The sequence below is a fragment of the Flavitalea antarctica genome (assembly GCF_054461535.1).
Genome location: NZ_JBTLQG010000014.1, coordinates 84,713 through 99,762, shown reverse-complemented (window position 1 = coordinate 99,762; position 15,050 = coordinate 84,713). Strand labels below are relative to the sequence as shown.

11 protein-coding genes are annotated in these 15,050 nt (G+C 43.4%); 1 reads left to right on the top strand and 10 read right to left on the bottom strand.

Annotated elements, in window-relative coordinates:
- The 5 genes from ACX0G7_RS14635 to ACX0G7_RS14615 form a co-directional block, all read right to left on the bottom strand.
- Positions 1-5,556, bottom strand: a complete 5,556-nt coding sequence (locus tag ACX0G7_RS14635; protein ID WP_458924238.1) for a glycosyltransferase — start codon at positions 5,554-5,556, stop codon at positions 1-3.
- A gap of 5 nt (positions 5,557-5,561) precedes the next feature.
- Positions 5,562-5,948: a hypothetical protein gene (locus tag ACX0G7_RS14630; RefSeq protein WP_458924237.1), complete on the bottom strand. Its 387-nt coding sequence runs from the start codon at positions 5,946-5,948 to the stop codon at positions 5,562-5,564.
- A gap of 37 nt (positions 5,949-5,985) precedes the next feature.
- The gene (locus tag ACX0G7_RS14625) at positions 5,986-7,095 is read right to left on the bottom strand and encodes a glycosyltransferase (RefSeq protein WP_458924236.1); all 1,110 of its coding nucleotides are present in this window, start codon (positions 7,093-7,095) and stop codon (positions 5,986-5,988) included.
- 28 nt (positions 7,096-7,123) lie between these two features.
- Positions 7,124-7,960 carry a glycosyltransferase family 2 protein gene (locus ACX0G7_RS14620; RefSeq protein ID WP_458924235.1) on the bottom strand — a complete coding sequence of 279 codons (837 nt, stop codon included), beginning with the start codon at positions 7,958-7,960 and terminating at the stop codon, positions 7,124-7,126.
- 393 nt (positions 7,961-8,353) lie between these two features.
- The gene (locus ACX0G7_RS14615) at positions 8,354-8,611 is read right to left on the bottom strand and encodes a hypothetical protein (protein ID WP_458924234.1); all 258 of its coding nucleotides are present in this window, start codon (positions 8,609-8,611) and stop codon (positions 8,354-8,356) included.
- Between the two features lie 226 nt (positions 8,612-8,837).
- Between ACX0G7_RS14615 and ACX0G7_RS14610 the strand changes: the two genes are divergently transcribed.
- On the top strand, positions 8,838-11,237 hold the full coding sequence (locus ACX0G7_RS14610) for a PAS domain-containing sensor histidine kinase (RefSeq protein ID WP_458924233.1): 2,400 nt from the start codon (positions 8,838-8,840) through the stop codon (positions 11,235-11,237).
- Here the strand turns inward: ACX0G7_RS14610 and ACX0G7_RS14605 are convergent.
- Genes ACX0G7_RS14605 through sufD form a run of 5 tightly spaced genes read right to left on the bottom strand, consistent with a single transcriptional unit; the run spans position 11,232 to position 15,041 of the window.
- Entirely contained in the window at positions 11,232-11,723 is a 492-nt protein-coding gene (locus ACX0G7_RS14605; protein ID WP_458924232.1) for an RrF2 family transcriptional regulator, read from the bottom strand. The genes ACX0G7_RS14610 and ACX0G7_RS14605 overlap by 6 nt on opposite strands.
- 9 nt (positions 11,724-11,732) lie before the next feature.
- The gene (locus tag ACX0G7_RS14600) at positions 11,733-12,044 is read right to left on the bottom strand and encodes a DUF59 domain-containing protein (RefSeq protein WP_458924231.1); all 312 of its coding nucleotides are present in this window, start codon (positions 12,042-12,044) and stop codon (positions 11,733-11,735) included.
- A gap of 4 nt (positions 12,045-12,048) precedes the next feature.
- Positions 12,049-12,486, bottom strand: a complete 438-nt coding sequence (locus ACX0G7_RS14595) for a SufE family protein (RefSeq protein ID WP_458924230.1) — start codon at positions 12,484-12,486, stop codon at positions 12,049-12,051.
- A gap of 9 nt (positions 12,487-12,495) precedes the next feature.
- Positions 12,496-13,740, bottom strand: a complete 1,245-nt coding sequence (locus ACX0G7_RS14590; RefSeq protein WP_458924229.1) for a SufS family cysteine desulfurase — start codon at positions 13,738-13,740, stop codon at positions 12,496-12,498.
- On the bottom strand, positions 13,737-15,041 hold the full coding sequence (sufD, locus tag ACX0G7_RS14585) for a Fe-S cluster assembly protein SufD (protein ID WP_458924228.1): 1,305 nt from the start codon (positions 15,039-15,041) through the stop codon (positions 13,737-13,739). Before sufD ends, ACX0G7_RS14590 begins: the two co-directional genes overlap by 4 nt.
- Positions 15,042-15,050 lie beyond the last annotated feature (9 nt).

The window sequence follows — 15,050 nt, the reverse complement described above, 5'->3', positions numbered from 1 at the left end:
TCATGATATCTGGAAGGTCGTACCCGTTTTTTTATAGGTAACCTTACCTCTTCTTGTTTGTTTCAATGACGGCTCAGGTAAAGCTTCCATATAAGGTAACAGTCGCTGCTCAAGCACAGGTATGCTCAGTTCCCGCAAATAAACTTCTCTTGCATTGCGACCGATCGGATCCAGTTCAGAAGAGCGCATTACGATATTGCGCATGATATCTGCAAGCTCCTCGGTATCTTCTGAAGCGAATACGAACCCGTTTTCGCCATGTTCAATCAGCTCGGCAAAACCGGTGGCATCGGAAACAAGACAGGTTTTTGCCATACAAAATCCTTCTACCAATACAACAGGAAAGGGATCATCCCTGGAGGGACAAACAATAACATCCGCGCCCGCCACAAGCTGCACCGCCTCAGCATTTGAGATCTCACCGGTGAAAGTTACCAAAGCTTTTGAGGGTATCTGTTGCCTGATCATAGCATCAAAGTTAGGATCAAGTACTCTCCCGACCACTTTCACTGACATTCGTTCCAGGATCTCGTCTTCAATCAGACCCAGTGCCTTGAATAGCACATCATGACCTTTGCGGCTTTCGATGGAACCCACAATGGTAAAATTAATCCTCGCTGTCAGGTCCTTGTCATGTTTTGAAGGTTCGTAAAAATCATAACAGGCATTATAGATCTTACGATAGTGACTGTTGTATTTGCGTATCATGCCAAGGGAGTAATCGCTCACCCCGACAATATTATATGCTGAGCTGAGGGTGGGTATAAATTCAGGCTCATTAATGAAATGGTCGATAACTTTTGCTTCCTGCAGCCACCAGATCGTTTTCACCTTATCCTGCATTTGCCTCACGATCGGCCAGTTGACAACGGTATTACAGAGGATGTAGTCAAAGTTGATCGCAAACTTTTCAAACGACTGGTGATTGGCCAGGATCAGCGGATCAATAATTACTGTTACTCCCAATTCATTATACATGGATTTCAGCGGGCCATCTTTCGCACAAAAAACCACTACGAAGTACCCATGCCTCAACAGCACTGTACATATGTTATACAACATGATCGGCGCGCCGCTACGGGTAAGATCATGACAAACAAGTATCACGTCTTTTCCTGATGGCTTGTAATCACTTTGCCGGCCCGGATAGATTTTCAGGGGTACAGGCGAATCGTGATAAAGCAGATCACGCATGGGATAAGGAAAATAAGGATCGGACGCAACATAAGCCGGCCACCTGTTTAACAGGAAAATATCTGCCTTGTCTTTTTTATGCTTTGTATTTTCTTCCTCATATGATTTAAGAGACAGATGACCGATGTGCCTCAATTCGGCGTAAGGAGTGTAAATACATCTGTAACCAGCTTCTATGATCTTAAATGAAAGGTCAACATCGGAGTGTGCACTGGGAGTATTGACAGCGTCAAAGCCACCAACTGATAAAAACAATTCCTTCCTCATGGCCAGGCAGGCACCTGATAAGATGGATACTTCCCGGGTGAGTTGGGGGAAATTTATGTATGCGGTTGAATTTGACGGATAACAATGGAATGAAGTACCCGTCAGGTTCCGGACACCCGTCACCATGCCGGCATATTGTATACTGTCGTCCTCGTAGATAAGTTTGGGTGATACGCCACCGACTCCGGGCAATAACAGGTACTCGATCGTATTCTCAATCCAGTCATCCTGTAACGGCCTTACGTCGTCATTCAAAAAAATGATTATGGGTGAGTTTGAACCAGCTGCACCTGCATTGCATTTATCCGAAAAATTATAAGGCTTGTCATAACGCACATAGTTTATGTTCAGATCCCGGTACTTTTCCGACAATTCCGCGATAACTCCTGAATTGGTAACAGGTACAATTTCATAGTTGCTGTATTTTGTGATGGCAACAATGCTGTTTATGGTAGCTGAAAGGTTAGGAATTGAATCTGTCGGAATTACGATGGATACACCGGGCTGTTCTTCCATCTTAAGCCGGACGCGGTTTGCTCCGGGAAGTTCAATGATGTCTGCATCGATATTCCTTCGTTTAATGGCATCTGCCAGGGCCTTGATATTGCTTTCCCTGGCATATGGTTTATCACCCTGGGAAGCAGAACCTGCTGTCTGGCGCCAGTAATATAACACCCGTGGGATGTGCCTTATTGAACTGGTTTGTTCTGTTGCGCGAAGTATAAGGTCGTAGTCTTGTGAAAAATCGAAAGCTGTCCTGAATATGCCGACTTTGTCAAGCAGGAATGACCTCCTGTAGACAGTAAGATGCCCCACATACATCATATTCAACAACAATTGCGGACTCCAGTCTGGTTTTAAGAAATAGTCACTTGTTGCTCCTTTCTCATCTTTTTTGCATTCATCCGAATAAATAATATCAGTATCGGGATATTCGTTCAGTTCACGGCAAAACCAGAATAAGGCATCAGGTGTCAGTTCGTCATCATGATCGAACAGAGCGATAAAATCGCCACTACTCATTTTTATTGCCTGGTTGGAGGCTTCAGAAATTCCCGCATTTTTTTCAAGCAACTTAATTTTTATGCGGGAATCACTTTCGTAATTAAGTAAAAATTCCTTTGTCTCCTGTGAAGTAGAACCATCATCAACTATACAAAGTTCCCAGTTTTTGTAGACCTGGCTCTTAATTGAATCGATAGCCAGTTTAAGAAGCGCCGGCTTCGTATTATAGGTAGGCATGATGACGGAAATCAGCGGCTTTAGTTTAAAACCCTGGATGTCTTTTTTCATTTTCTCCGGAGGATAGATTTCTTCCACCGAAGGTTCAGCAGGTCTCGGTGCTTTCGCGGCAGCCGCTTTATTCATTGCCTCAAGCGCAAGGCGCCTGGCATCTGAAAAAGTTTTGAAACCATGCTCCCGGAAATTCTGCTTTACAGCAGACAACGCATTGCGCAGGCCGTTGTCCCGGGTATATTCAAGCATATAATTTAAGGCATACCTGTTCTTCACAAAATCTTTCCTCAACAGAAAATGTATGAGCCACATGTAGGCCCTTTGCAGGAACTCTTTAAACCTGGTGAAGATAATCCCGGCAAGCGACCGTTTTTCATAAGTGTCCCGGTACCATTCAATTGTTTTCATAAGCCGTGCATTATCTTCTTCCATAGAACGCGTAGCCGCGATATTTCCTTTGAGTGTTTCATTCATTGAGTGCTCATCGGTAATTTCGGACTGGAGATTTTCCAACTGGAATTCCATTGATGTTAGCCGCTTTTCCAGGTCCGCTCTCGCGTCCTTCGAGAGTCGCTGTGTTATAGAGATCAGTTGATTCCTGAGCGGTTCCTTAGCCTTAGCGCCGGCAGCAACATATCTGTCAAGGGATAACAGGTTGGATAAAGAACGCCGTATTTCGGTATGCTGCATTTCAGTCGCCTGGCTCAGTTCAATGATCACATCGAGATACGATTGCGGGCCTTCAAATGTAAATGAAGGGAGACTGATCTCTACGGCCGGTTCTCCCGCGAACATAATAAAAGCGAAGTGCGGATGATCATTGTTACCTTCTACGGAAATGATATCCCTGATCTGCAGGGGTGCAGGACTATCTCCCTTGCTTGAAGCAAGTTTGTTGCCCTTATTATCTTTTACCTGGTAAGAATAAAAATTTATTAGTCCAGGTTTATCAGACAAACAAATCCTCACTTTATTAAATGAAGGTGTTAAATGCCTGCCTGAATCACCAGGAAGGCTATGGACAGTATATGATTTTGAGTTGGTGGTTAGTCCTGGTGACTGCCTGAACCGGAAAGTGTAACTAACTTTTTCTTCAACAAGTTCAAGCAGGGAACTGATTGAATTTACTTCAGAAAATTCTTCGCCATCGGTCCCAAAATAACACTTTACTGCCACCTCTGTCAATGCCGGCATAGGCAGAGCTGTCAGTTGATCTGAAGGAAGACTTGAATCGCCAAAAAGATTTACCTGGAAATTCACGGGAACATAATTCGGATCAACACTCACCGGCCCGAAGTATTTGTATTCCAGTTGCCGGAACTCATCAGAAACATCTGCACTATCAGGTTCAAAGGCTGAAATGATTTTTGTAATCAGCTCAAAGGCATTCAATGGTGTTCCCGGTACGGGAGGCATGAAGTATAAAGGACGTGAAAAGCAGAAATAAAGACCCCGGAAAATAACATAACGGAGCGGTAACTGATCACCCGCTACCCATTCCTGGTCAAAATGTTTCAGTCCTCCGTCCGAAGTTTTGATAAGATTAAATGGAGTAAGATCCAGGTACGAACCATCGATCATTATTGTACGCCCGTTTCGTGTACCCAGCTTCATCGCATATTTATAATATGGCGCGCACCATTCAACCAATTGTTCTATTGTCCAACCTGCTTTTGAAATAATATCGAGGAAGCCCAGGAAATAAACGGACCCCGGTATATATTTTTCATCTGTAATTAACTGTTGTAGTTGAGCGGTTTCTCTAACCGGGTAACCGGGGTTGATAAGTGCCCGTTTAATTATGGTTCCGTTTTCAGACTGCGTAAAAGTATTTGCTTTCCTGTAGGCCGGGTATCTGCCGGAGCTGTAGATGTACGCAAGGGTGTCAGTCGGTAACAGGCTGACGCCCGGCTCTTCCGAAGCAACGACAAGGAAAGAATTGGCCATGTCCGGAGTCAGTGAATTATTTATCACTTCTTTCCAGGCCCTGTCTGTTACAAAATTTGGATGATATGGTTTGAACTGCGGATGATCAGTGGCAGGTATGATCAGGTTTGATGGATCAGGTAAGGCAGCCTGCATTGATTTCTCACGAAGAATGATCGATGGAAGTTTATAATCCGGAAAGGGGTAAAGGAACTCCGTATGACCAAGCCCGGCTGAATGCAACAGGTTTTCCAGTTCCACACGACCATAAGTCTGTGGTGTATCATCATCATATCGGTTTTCAATTCCGAAATAAGGCTTACCGACATGGTCCTCCGGCGCTCCGGCCCAGTATTTCAATCCAAGTTTATTCTCGATACCAATGATGATAGAACCACCTGGATTCAGCATGGTCCTGGCTATTGTTAATAACGCTTTGGCAGAATGAACGCCATCGATAAACATGTTGCTGTATTCAAGCACGCCAATTAAAACAATAAGGTCATATTTATCGTTTGTATGGAAGTCGCCAAAGTTATCACAGACAACACGTACGTTGGCGAGGTCACGGCAACGCGCAGCCGTAATTTTGCAGCGTCGTGTACTACCTTCCAGGGCCGTAACCATCGCACCGGCTTCTCCAAGAAACCTTGTGATGGCGCCACAACCGCAACCAATCTCCAAAACCGATTTGTTTCTTAAACTTTCCCTGAATGGTCTTAATAAGTCTGCCCGCTGTGCGGAAAGGTGGTATTTTGAGGGCCAGTCTATGATATGCTGACTCCAATGTGGAGACGAAATGGATAGGTCTTCCGCCTCTTCGATGATCCTTAGCAGATAATTTTCCGTCTCATCGCCATCATTATAGTTAAATGGATCTATTTTATCACTTCGCTGAAAAACGCGGTTTTTTTTTGTATAAATTTCATTCATCAGCATCATTCAGGTTTTTCTGGTGGGAGGTTGACCTTTGCAAGTTTTTCCTTCATTACACCCCACAGACTCCTTTTTTCGTAGGTACGCTTGTACCATTCAATATCTTTTTGGTAGTGACTGATATCGCCAAGTAGTTTATTGATAAGCTGGCGATTGCTTTCTGCCTTTTGTTCTACTTCAGCCACACGTTGCTGCATAGCCTGTACAAGGTCTGTCTTTTCCTCAATTACCCCCCGCATTCTCAGGATCTCTGCCGCCTGGGCATCAATTACTTTTTGCTTACCCTGCAGTTCATTGCGGAGGTAGAGCAATATGTCATCAAGCTTCTCAGTGATCTCACCAAGACCTTCTGTTTCTGAATGAAAACCGAGGTCAGTATCAGTTTTCATAAATCCGTTTAATAACATCTCGTTTTCCATAGATTATTTAAGAACTTTGATAGCTGTAATGGAAATTGCCACTGTAAAGATTTCTATACATCAGGCTCGTTGAATTGATATTGAAATCATTCCGGCAAAATTCACTTGAATACTCTCCCATCAATGGCAACATATCGGGATTGTTGGCATACTGCATTATTTTAACAACCGCACCGTCAGCAGTATCAAAAAGGTCGCCATTTAAACCACTTTTCACCATATCCTTATTTCCAACACAATTCTTCAGCAACACTGGTTTTTTAAGTGCCAGTGCTTCAAGGACAGAAAAGGAAAGTCCTTCAAAATTTGAAGTGGACAGATAAACATCCGCATTACTGATCAGCTTTTTAGAAGTCACCGGGGCTACCCAGCCAGTAACCGTGATGTTGGATGAGGTTAGCTTGGCACGATCCTCACCGTCTCCTATCCAGATGAAACGAAACTGTTTCATATGTTCAAACTGTTTCGCTATCTCGTTAAATAAGGCCGGATTTTTTTGGTTAGAGATCCTGGCGGAGGTTACGACCTGGAACACTCCCTCTTCCTTCGTAATTTCAGGAACAGCGTTAGTGGTCTTAAGTGAAACACCATTATTAATATTGATAGCCTTAATTCCAAGCTTCCGGTAGGCACTCATTTCAGACAACGAACAACAAACCACTTTTCCACCGAACAGATCACCTACTTTTTCAAAAACCCGGTAAAAGAAATTCTTCACTTTTTTAGTACTCACCAGGAATGGTGCACCATTAGGTGTATAAACAACATTGTCAATATCTGCCAGTTTGCAGGCAAGTCTTCCCAGAAAACCGCTTTTAGATGAATGCAAATGCACTGCATCCACGTTTCCCTCTCCTTTCAGCTTCTTGAGGATCCTGTACAATTCGAAAAAAGCACGAAAATCCTTAGTGGGGCTGATCTCACGTTGAGCATGATTCCACCTTATGAAACGTACGTTCGCCCCCGTGAAAGTTTTTTTCACCTCAACGGCTTTCATCACCGATTCCCGCTCCCCATGAACAATAATATGAAAGTCATCCTTCATATTATCTACCAATGATTTTACGAACACCGCGATTCCTGACGCAAATGGTTCAACTACATGTACAATCTTCATAGCCCTTCTTTTATCTTTTACCCTTAAATTAATTTTTGCCAAGCAACATTTTTTTCATCTGGAATACAAGCGAGTATGGTAACGCCAGCAAAGCCCACAATTTCAAAACTCCAAGGGTTTTCAGGACCTTGTTCCTCCCATAGGCCCTGATAACGTTAATCCTGCTTTTCAACTGGCCCTTCCTGTTTGCAAGCGATAATCCTTTTGTGTTGATGCGGCAGGTTACCAGTTTTTCGGGTAGCACTGCCGTTTTTATATCTGCATCCATCCATTTATAAAATAGTCCATAATCTTCAGCGTGCGGAAAAACTTCCGGATAACCATTGCTGGTCCTTAAGATCCCTGCCCTCCACATCACGGTCGGATGAATAAATATGTTCCTGAAGTACATTGCCCTTTTAATCTTCTTATCTTCCGTCGGTGTTCTATAAACAAATTTGTCGCCAGTTTCAAAATTTTCGAACACACACCAGGTTCCAAGGAGATCTATACTGTTATTTTCTTCTAAAAATCTTACCTGCTTGATAAACCTTGTCTCGTCACATAAATCACCACAGTCTAGTCTCGCCACATATTTATATTCCACTTTATTGAGGGCAGGATCAAGTATCCAGCTTAAACCTGCATTCAGCGCTTTTGTAATTCCAACATTAGGTGACAAACGGATTAATTCAATCGTTGTGGATGGACGGAGGACTGGCATGAGATCTTCCCTTTTGATGGGCACTGAGCTTCCATCATCAATAACCAAAATCGAAAACTGGCCGTCATACTTTACAGTTGACAGCGCTTTTATCAGGCCGGTTAAATCGTTATAACATGGAATGACCACGATAAAATCCCTTGAAGTGGTCTTTGTAGTCATGGTTTGATCAACTGGTTGTCATAGTATATACTATTATTGTGCCTTGAATTGTAAATGGGGAAAAAAAATGAAAGATCAACAGTGATTTTTGAAAATATTAAGAAAGTTTAGGAGAGAGAAACAATCAAATTTGCAGCAACGACCCAGGAATTTTCTTGGCAACTTGTTAATATATAGCAGTTTACCTAAAATCGGCGGGCCTGGTTAGGCTTGTCCAAAAGTTTCCACAATGATCCTGCCAATTTCAAAAAAGTTGTCAACAAAGCTCCTGCCGCCGGGATGGAAGCATGAAAAGATCCACCAGGTCATTCCGATATCTTATAAATATCAAAACATATACAAATTTAACATATGATTGAAATGCGGGAAAGGTAGGTGGCTGTCGCTACTCTACTACCCTGGAAGTGAACGGTCAAAATTCCCGACTGCTACGATTTCGTCTGGCAAAACGGTTGCCTGGTATCCGAAACCCCTTACAATCGAAAGAATTTGTTGAATATCGATGACACCCGGAGACTGAACCCGGAGAATACGATCGCAGTCAGTAAGATCAAAGTTTGCCAGGTAAAATGGAAAACGTGCGTGGATCTTGGTCAATAACAGTTTGGCGTAATAGGAATCAGAAACTGTCGTCTTAAACACTTCAACCATAAAAAGCTGTTTTCTTTTTTCGGCATCACACCGGTCAACAAATTTAGTTACGAAAAAAAAAATGCAGGAGGGGTTTAAGCGTCAATCTGCAGGGCAGCTTGCGCCACTTTAAGACTTGTTTTCCGCCATAGTATCTTGTTTCTTTTATTGAACTTATTTCGGCAACTGTTATATTTGCCGCTCGGAAAATCCTGCCCGTTTCCTATGAAAATGGCAGTCACTCTATATGCAAAATACCCCCCCTGAAAAAATAGCCCAGATTGCCCTTGAAAATTCCGGCCTGGGATATTTTCATGTGTTGCTTCAGACCGGCGAGATGAGCTATTCGCCTATGTATTCCATTATTATTACGGGTGAACATAAAATAGCTTATACCAGGTCAGATTTTGTTTCTTATTTACATCCGGAGGACAAAAGCATCCGTGACAAAGCCTACGCAAATGCAGAACAATCGGGGAAACTCGAATACCAGGTAAGAACGATCTGGAATAATGGATCGCAACACTGGATACATGTCAGGGGCACCTATCTCACCAACGAAGATGGCAAACGTTATATCTTAACCGGTACTATCGATGATATCACGGACCGCGTGAATGATAGCCTACGTGTCCGCGAAAGCGAAAAACAACTTAGATCACTCATAAAAGAGGCACCCTTTGCAACCGCGCTTTACCGCGGACGGGAACTGATTATTGATACCGCCAATGCCGAAATGATAAAGCTTTGGGGAAAGGACGAAACCGTTATTAATAAACCACTTCACTTAGCGCTACCTGAACTTGAGGGACAGGATTTCCTGGAGATATTGGACGAAGTCTATACTACAGGAAACGCATATCACACCCAGGAAGCACTTGTGAACCTCGAAATCGGGGGCATTTTACGCGGCAACTACTACAGCTTTACTTACAAACCATTAAACGATAGTAGCGGTGAAGTATATGCGATAATAAATATGGCGGTCGACGTAACTGACCAGGTGATGGATCGCCGGCAGATAGAAGAAAGTGAACTCTTTTCAAAGAGCATTTTTTATAACTCACCGGTCGCTAAAGTTGTATTTACCGGTGCGGAGATGATCGTAAAAACGATCAATGAGAAAATGCTGCTGATGATCGGGCGCGATGAAACCATCATCAATAAACCTTTGCTTGAAGCTATTCCTGAATTGGGCTCAACGGAATTACTCCACCGCCTGAGACATGTTTATGCCACCGGGGACACCTATTATCAGCCTGAAGAGAAAATCATACTATCCAAAAACGGATCAAATTATACCGGTTACTATAACTATATCTACAAGCCTCTCTATAATACCGCCAATGATATCTACGGCATCATGGTTACGGCCACGGAAGTAACTGAACAGGTTTTGTCGAGGCAAAAAGTGGAAATAGCTGAATACAATTTGCGCAGTGCGATTGAACTCGCCGAACTCGCCACCTGGAGCATAAATCTCATAACAAACGAGGTTGAGTATTCTGAACGCATGAGAGAATGGTGCGGCATAGAACCAAATGAACCACTGGACATTAATAGTATTTACAAATCCGTAATCGAACAGGACCGGAACAAGATTGATACATTCATTACGCAGGCCATTCTCACCAAAGGCAGAACGGCTACGGAAATGGAGTTTACCGTAAGACCCCTGAATGGTGGTCTTGAACGTATCATACAGTCACAGGGCAAATGTTTCGTGGATGAAAACGGAGAGCCGTATAAGATAACCGGTACTTCCCAGGATGTTACTGTTCAGCGGAAACTAAGAATGGCATTGGAACAACAGGTGTTGGCGAGGACCGAAGAACTTCAGGCAGTGAATGAGAAACTTACCGCTGCCAATGAGGAACTTTTTGAAAGCAATAGTCACCTGATGCATTCAAATGAAGAGCTTGCGCAGTATGCCTATGTGGCCAGTCATGATCTGCAGGAGCCACTGAGAAAGATCAGGATGTTCACGGACATCCTACGCAAGAATCAAACTTCCCGGGTTGACAACAGGGAGATTGTTCAAAAAATCAATAAGTCAGCTGAACGCATGTCACTGTTGATTGAAGGGCTGCTTGAATTTTCAAGACTGTTGAAGTCAGATATCCTGTTCGAACCGGTCGATCTTAATTACGTTGTATCCCAGGTGAAATCAGATTTCGAATTGATTATCCAGGAAAAAGAAGCTGTGATAAATATTCAAAGCCTGACAATCATCGAAGCGATCAGCCTGCAAATGAACCAGCTTTTTTATAACCTCATAGGTAATGCCCTGAAGTTTACCAGGCCCGGCGTTCGACCTCAAATAAGCATTCGTGCGGAGATATTAGATAGCCGCACCGCCCAGAAAATTGTACCGACTGCGGTACAGTTCCCCGAGTATTATCATGTTATGGTCGAAGATAATGGTATCGGCATTGAACCTCAATATGCGGATCAGATATTTGATGTGTTTAAACGACTGCATCCGAGAGACCTGTACCCCGGCTCGGGAATCGGGTTGGCACTTTGCCGTCGGATAGTCTCAAATCACAATGGTTATGTCTTTATGGAATCTATTGTGGGACAAGGTACAACCTGCCATGTACTGCTACCCCTTAAACGAGGGAAACACAGCCAGCAAAGCCTATGATTTTAATTCGGGTTCAGGCAATTCGTTGTTCGCGATGCTAAGTATTTGTTCCAGCATACGCGACGATTGAGACTCTGGATTAACAAGGTGATGCAAGGTAACCTGGTTAAGGAGTTTATCCATGGTGTACTGTATCATTTGCCATAGGGAGCGGGCCGAACAATCCACTGAATTGTTACATAATTTGACACTACCCGAATGTGATTTGCAAAATGCCTGGTCGAACAAGGCACCGCCGAGCGCTTTCAGCACATCATTAATAATAATCTCCTGTGCGGGACGAGCCAGTACATAACCGCCTTTTAAGCCGGGTGTTGAATTGATAAATCCGGCCATCCGCAGATGACGCGTCAGTTTAGCCACATAATGGCTGGTGAGACCTTCCGCTTCACTTAACTGTGGAATGCTCATACCTTCACTGTTCCTGCATCCTGCGATGCGGATAAGCACACGTAAACCATATTCTTCCTGAGCGGTAATTTTCATGTTAAGCTTTTATAGCATTCCTAATTCAAGTTGTGCCGCTTCCGACATTTTTGATTTATCCCAGGCAGGTGTCCAGGTTACAGAAACGTGTACATCATTCACACCTTCGATTTCCCTCACCTTCTGATCCACTTCGATCGGCAGTGACTGCGCAGCCGGACAATTGGGAGCGGTCAAAGTCATCACTATCTGAACATTATTGATAGGCAGAATATCCACCTCATAAATCAATCCGAGTTCATAGATGTTTACCGGGATCTCGGGATCAAAGATCGTATGAAGGGTGTCTATTACTTTTTGTTTCAATTCAGCTGTTTCCATGATTTCAATTTTCAGTTTTTGCCTTGAACGCCAGTGCATAATTTTTCATCTGCCTGACCATAGAAAGTAGTCCGTTCGACCGCGTTTGTGCAAGGTGTGAGGTCATGCCTATCTTCTGAATGAAGTCCAGCCTGGCATCAAGAATATCGTCGGGTGTATGACCTGACAAAACCCTGATAAGCATACTGATCAAACCTTTAACAATCACTGCATCACTATCCGCTTTATAGGTGATGATTCCGTTCTTATAAAATGCGGCCAGCCATACGGTAGACTGGCAACCCTTTACTTTGTTATTGTCTGTTTTGTATTCATCTTCGAGTACGGCCAGTTTTTTTCCCAGGTCAATAATGTATTCGTATTTATCATCCCATGAATCAAAAAGGGCGAACTCCTCAATAATCTCCTGTTCAGTTTGCTGTATGTTGGTTGATCCACTCATTTTTAAAAGTTATAGAAGCACGCGTAGTGCCTTGTTGATGCCTGCTATCAGTGCATCGACTTCTTCGAAGGTGTTGTAAACGGCAAATGACGCACGAATAGTTCCCGGTATTTTATAACAACTCATGAGAGGCTGCGCACAATGATGACCGGTTCTTACTGCTATCCCGTTATTATCAAGCATGATACCCATGTCCTGCGGATGCACGCCCTTGATAACAAAAGAAAGCACACCTGCTTTATGAGCGGCCCTTCCGATCACGGTAACGCCGGGGATCTCCTTAAGTTTTTCCGTTGCATAAACAAGCAAAGCATCTTCATGTTTTGCAATATTTTTCTTGCCGAGGTTAGTTACAAAATCAAGAGCCGCCTTAAAAGCAACTATATCAGCGATATTAGGAGTTCCCGCCTCATATTTATAAGGAAGCTCGTTATAAGTGGTATTCTCAAAACTTACTTCTTTGATCATTTCGCCACCACCCATATAAACCGGCATGGCTTCGAGAATATCTTTTTTACCATAAAGAACCCCAACACCGGTTGGACCATATACCTTATGCGCAGAAAAACCGAAGAAATCGCAATCCAGATCCTGGACATCGATGTCGAGATGTACACTTGACTGGGCACCATCAACAAAAACAACTGCACCTGCCTTATGAGCGATCTCAATCATTTCTTTGACTGGGTTGATTGTTCCCAATGCATTTGAAACATGGACTATCGAAACAATCTTTGTTCTTGAATTTACAAGCTTAGTGAAATCATCCAGGGAAATTTCACCTTCATCATTTACAGGTATCACTTTTAACAAGGCACCTTTTTCCTGGCAAAGCAGTTGCCACGGAACTATGTTGGAATGATGTTCCATACCCGAAATGATGATCTCATCACCCTGTCTCACATTTGCCCTTCCCCAGGTAGCCGCGACGAGGTTTATACTTTCAGTAGTGCCTTTAGTAAATATGATCTCTTCCCTTTTAGCAGCCCCGATGAATCTTTGAACGGTGTCACGGGTTGCTTCGAAAGCAGCAGTCGCCTCTTCTGCCAGCGAGTGTATACCGCGATGTATGTTTGCATTGAAACCGGAATAATAATCGACAAGCGCATCAATTACCACCTGCGGCTTCTGGGATGTAGCGGCATTATCAAAATATACAAGCGGTTTCCCTTTAACGGTCCGGCTCAAAACGGGAAACTGTTTCCTGATAGATTCGATATCTAAAGCGGGTATTGTCTTCTGCGCGGTAATCATAATACATCTGCAATTAAACGTTGTGCGATTAAATCTTCAACATATGCACGGATAGGGGCAGGTTTGATTTTCTCGAGTATATCAAGTGCAAAACCCTGGAGCAACAGCGCCATGGCCTGGCTCTTCGGTACACCTCTCGACTGAAGATAAAAAAGTCCTTCCTCATCAAGGCTACCAATAGTGCAACCATGAGAACATTTTACATCATCCGCATAAATTTCCAGCTGTGGTTTAGTATTGACATTTGCATTTTCAGATAGCAGCACGTTTTTGTTTGACTGGAATGCATTTGTTTTCTGCGCGTCTTTGCGGACAAATATCTTACCATTGAAAACACCGGTAGCATTATTATCCAGGATGCCTTTATATAGTTCATTGCTCTGGCAATCCGGCATCACGTTGTCAACTATCGTATGGTTGTCGATATGGCTCTGACCGCGCTGGAAATACAGACCGTATAAATGAGCTTCAGCAAAACGGGCCCCAAGCACGGCGTGAAGGTTGTTCCTGACAATTCCACCATTTAATGACACCGTAACGGTATGAACGACACTTTTGCCTACCTGCCGGATATGTGTTGTACTTACCTGGCTGGCATGACTCTGATCATTCTGTATCTTATAGTATTCAAGTATTGCATCCTGCTCAACAATGATCTCCATCACCTCATTTGTCATACTCTCTGACGAGCCGAGCGTGATATAGGTTTCTACCAGCTGTACCTGAGCGCCCTGCCCGATATGTATAAGGCTGCGGGGTTGGGACAGAACAGGCGCTGTTCTTGCATCAGTAATATTGTAAATATAGACGGGATGTTTTACAAATTTTCTTGGCTGCACATTCATGAAAACAGCACCGTCAATAAATGCAGTATTCAAAGCCTGGATGCCGTCTTTGAGGTATTTGCTGCTATGGTTAAAATGTTCGCTGACAACTTCATGATATTGATTGGTTGCCCCATCTTCAAGAGGCATGATCCCAAAAGAGGGTGTCCTGAGATTGGAAAGACAAGCTACATATATGCCATTCACAAAAACAAGTTCGCTGGCATCTTCGTAACCAGGCAATCTCAATGCCGCAAATTCTTCAGCAGTGAGGGCAGCCGGCGTTTGAAATGAAACCTGGAATTCTTTATTAAACAAACTGCTGATCCTGGTATACTTCCACTCTTCGTGACGAACAGTCGGCAGGCCCATTGCGTCAAATGATTTAAAAGCTGCTTTCCTGATAGAGGAAAGCGGGCTGTTAACGGGCAGGTTAAGCCTGTCAAATGATTCTTTGAGATAGGTATTGTTATTCATGCGTAATTA

What these genes read in the sequence shown, in the direction of transcription:
- ACX0G7_RS14635 (WP_458924238.1), bottom strand. Translation starts at nt 5,556, where the DNA reads ATGAATGAAATTTATACAAAAAAAAACCGCGTTTTTCAGCGAAGTGAT.
- ACX0G7_RS14630 (WP_458924237.1), bottom strand. Translation starts at nt 5,948, where the DNA reads ATGAAAACTGATACTGACCTCGGTTTTCATTCAGAAACAGAAGGTCTT.
- ACX0G7_RS14625 (WP_458924236.1), bottom strand. Translation starts at nt 7,095, where the DNA reads ATGAAGATTGTACATGTAGTTGAACCATTTGCGTCAGGAATCGCGGTG.
- ACX0G7_RS14620 (WP_458924235.1), bottom strand. Translation starts at nt 7,960, where the DNA reads ATGACTACAAAGACCACTTCAAGGGATTTTATCGTGGTCATTCCATGT.
- ACX0G7_RS14615 (WP_458924234.1), bottom strand. Translation starts at nt 8,611, where the DNA reads ATGGTTGAAGTGTTTAAGACGACAGTTTCTGATTCCTATTACGCCAAA.
- ACX0G7_RS14610 (WP_458924233.1), top strand. Translation starts at nt 8,838, where the DNA reads ATGCAAAATACCCCCCCTGAAAAAATAGCCCAGATTGCCCTTGAAAAT.
- ACX0G7_RS14605 (WP_458924232.1), bottom strand. Translation starts at nt 11,723, where the DNA reads ATGAAAATTACCGCTCAGGAAGAATATGGTTTACGTGTGCTTATCCGC.
- ACX0G7_RS14600 (WP_458924231.1), bottom strand. Translation starts at nt 12,044, where the DNA reads ATGGAAACAGCTGAATTGAAACAAAAAGTAATAGACACCCTTCATACG.
- ACX0G7_RS14595 (WP_458924230.1), bottom strand. Translation starts at nt 12,486, where the DNA reads ATGAGTGGATCAACCAACATACAGCAAACTGAACAGGAGATTATTGAG.
- ACX0G7_RS14590 (WP_458924229.1), bottom strand. Translation starts at nt 13,740, where the DNA reads ATGATTACCGCGCAGAAGACAATACCCGCTTTAGATATCGAATCTATC.
- sufD (WP_458924228.1), bottom strand. Translation starts at nt 15,041, where the DNA reads ATGAATAACAATACCTATCTCAAAGAATCATTTGACAGGCTTAACCTG.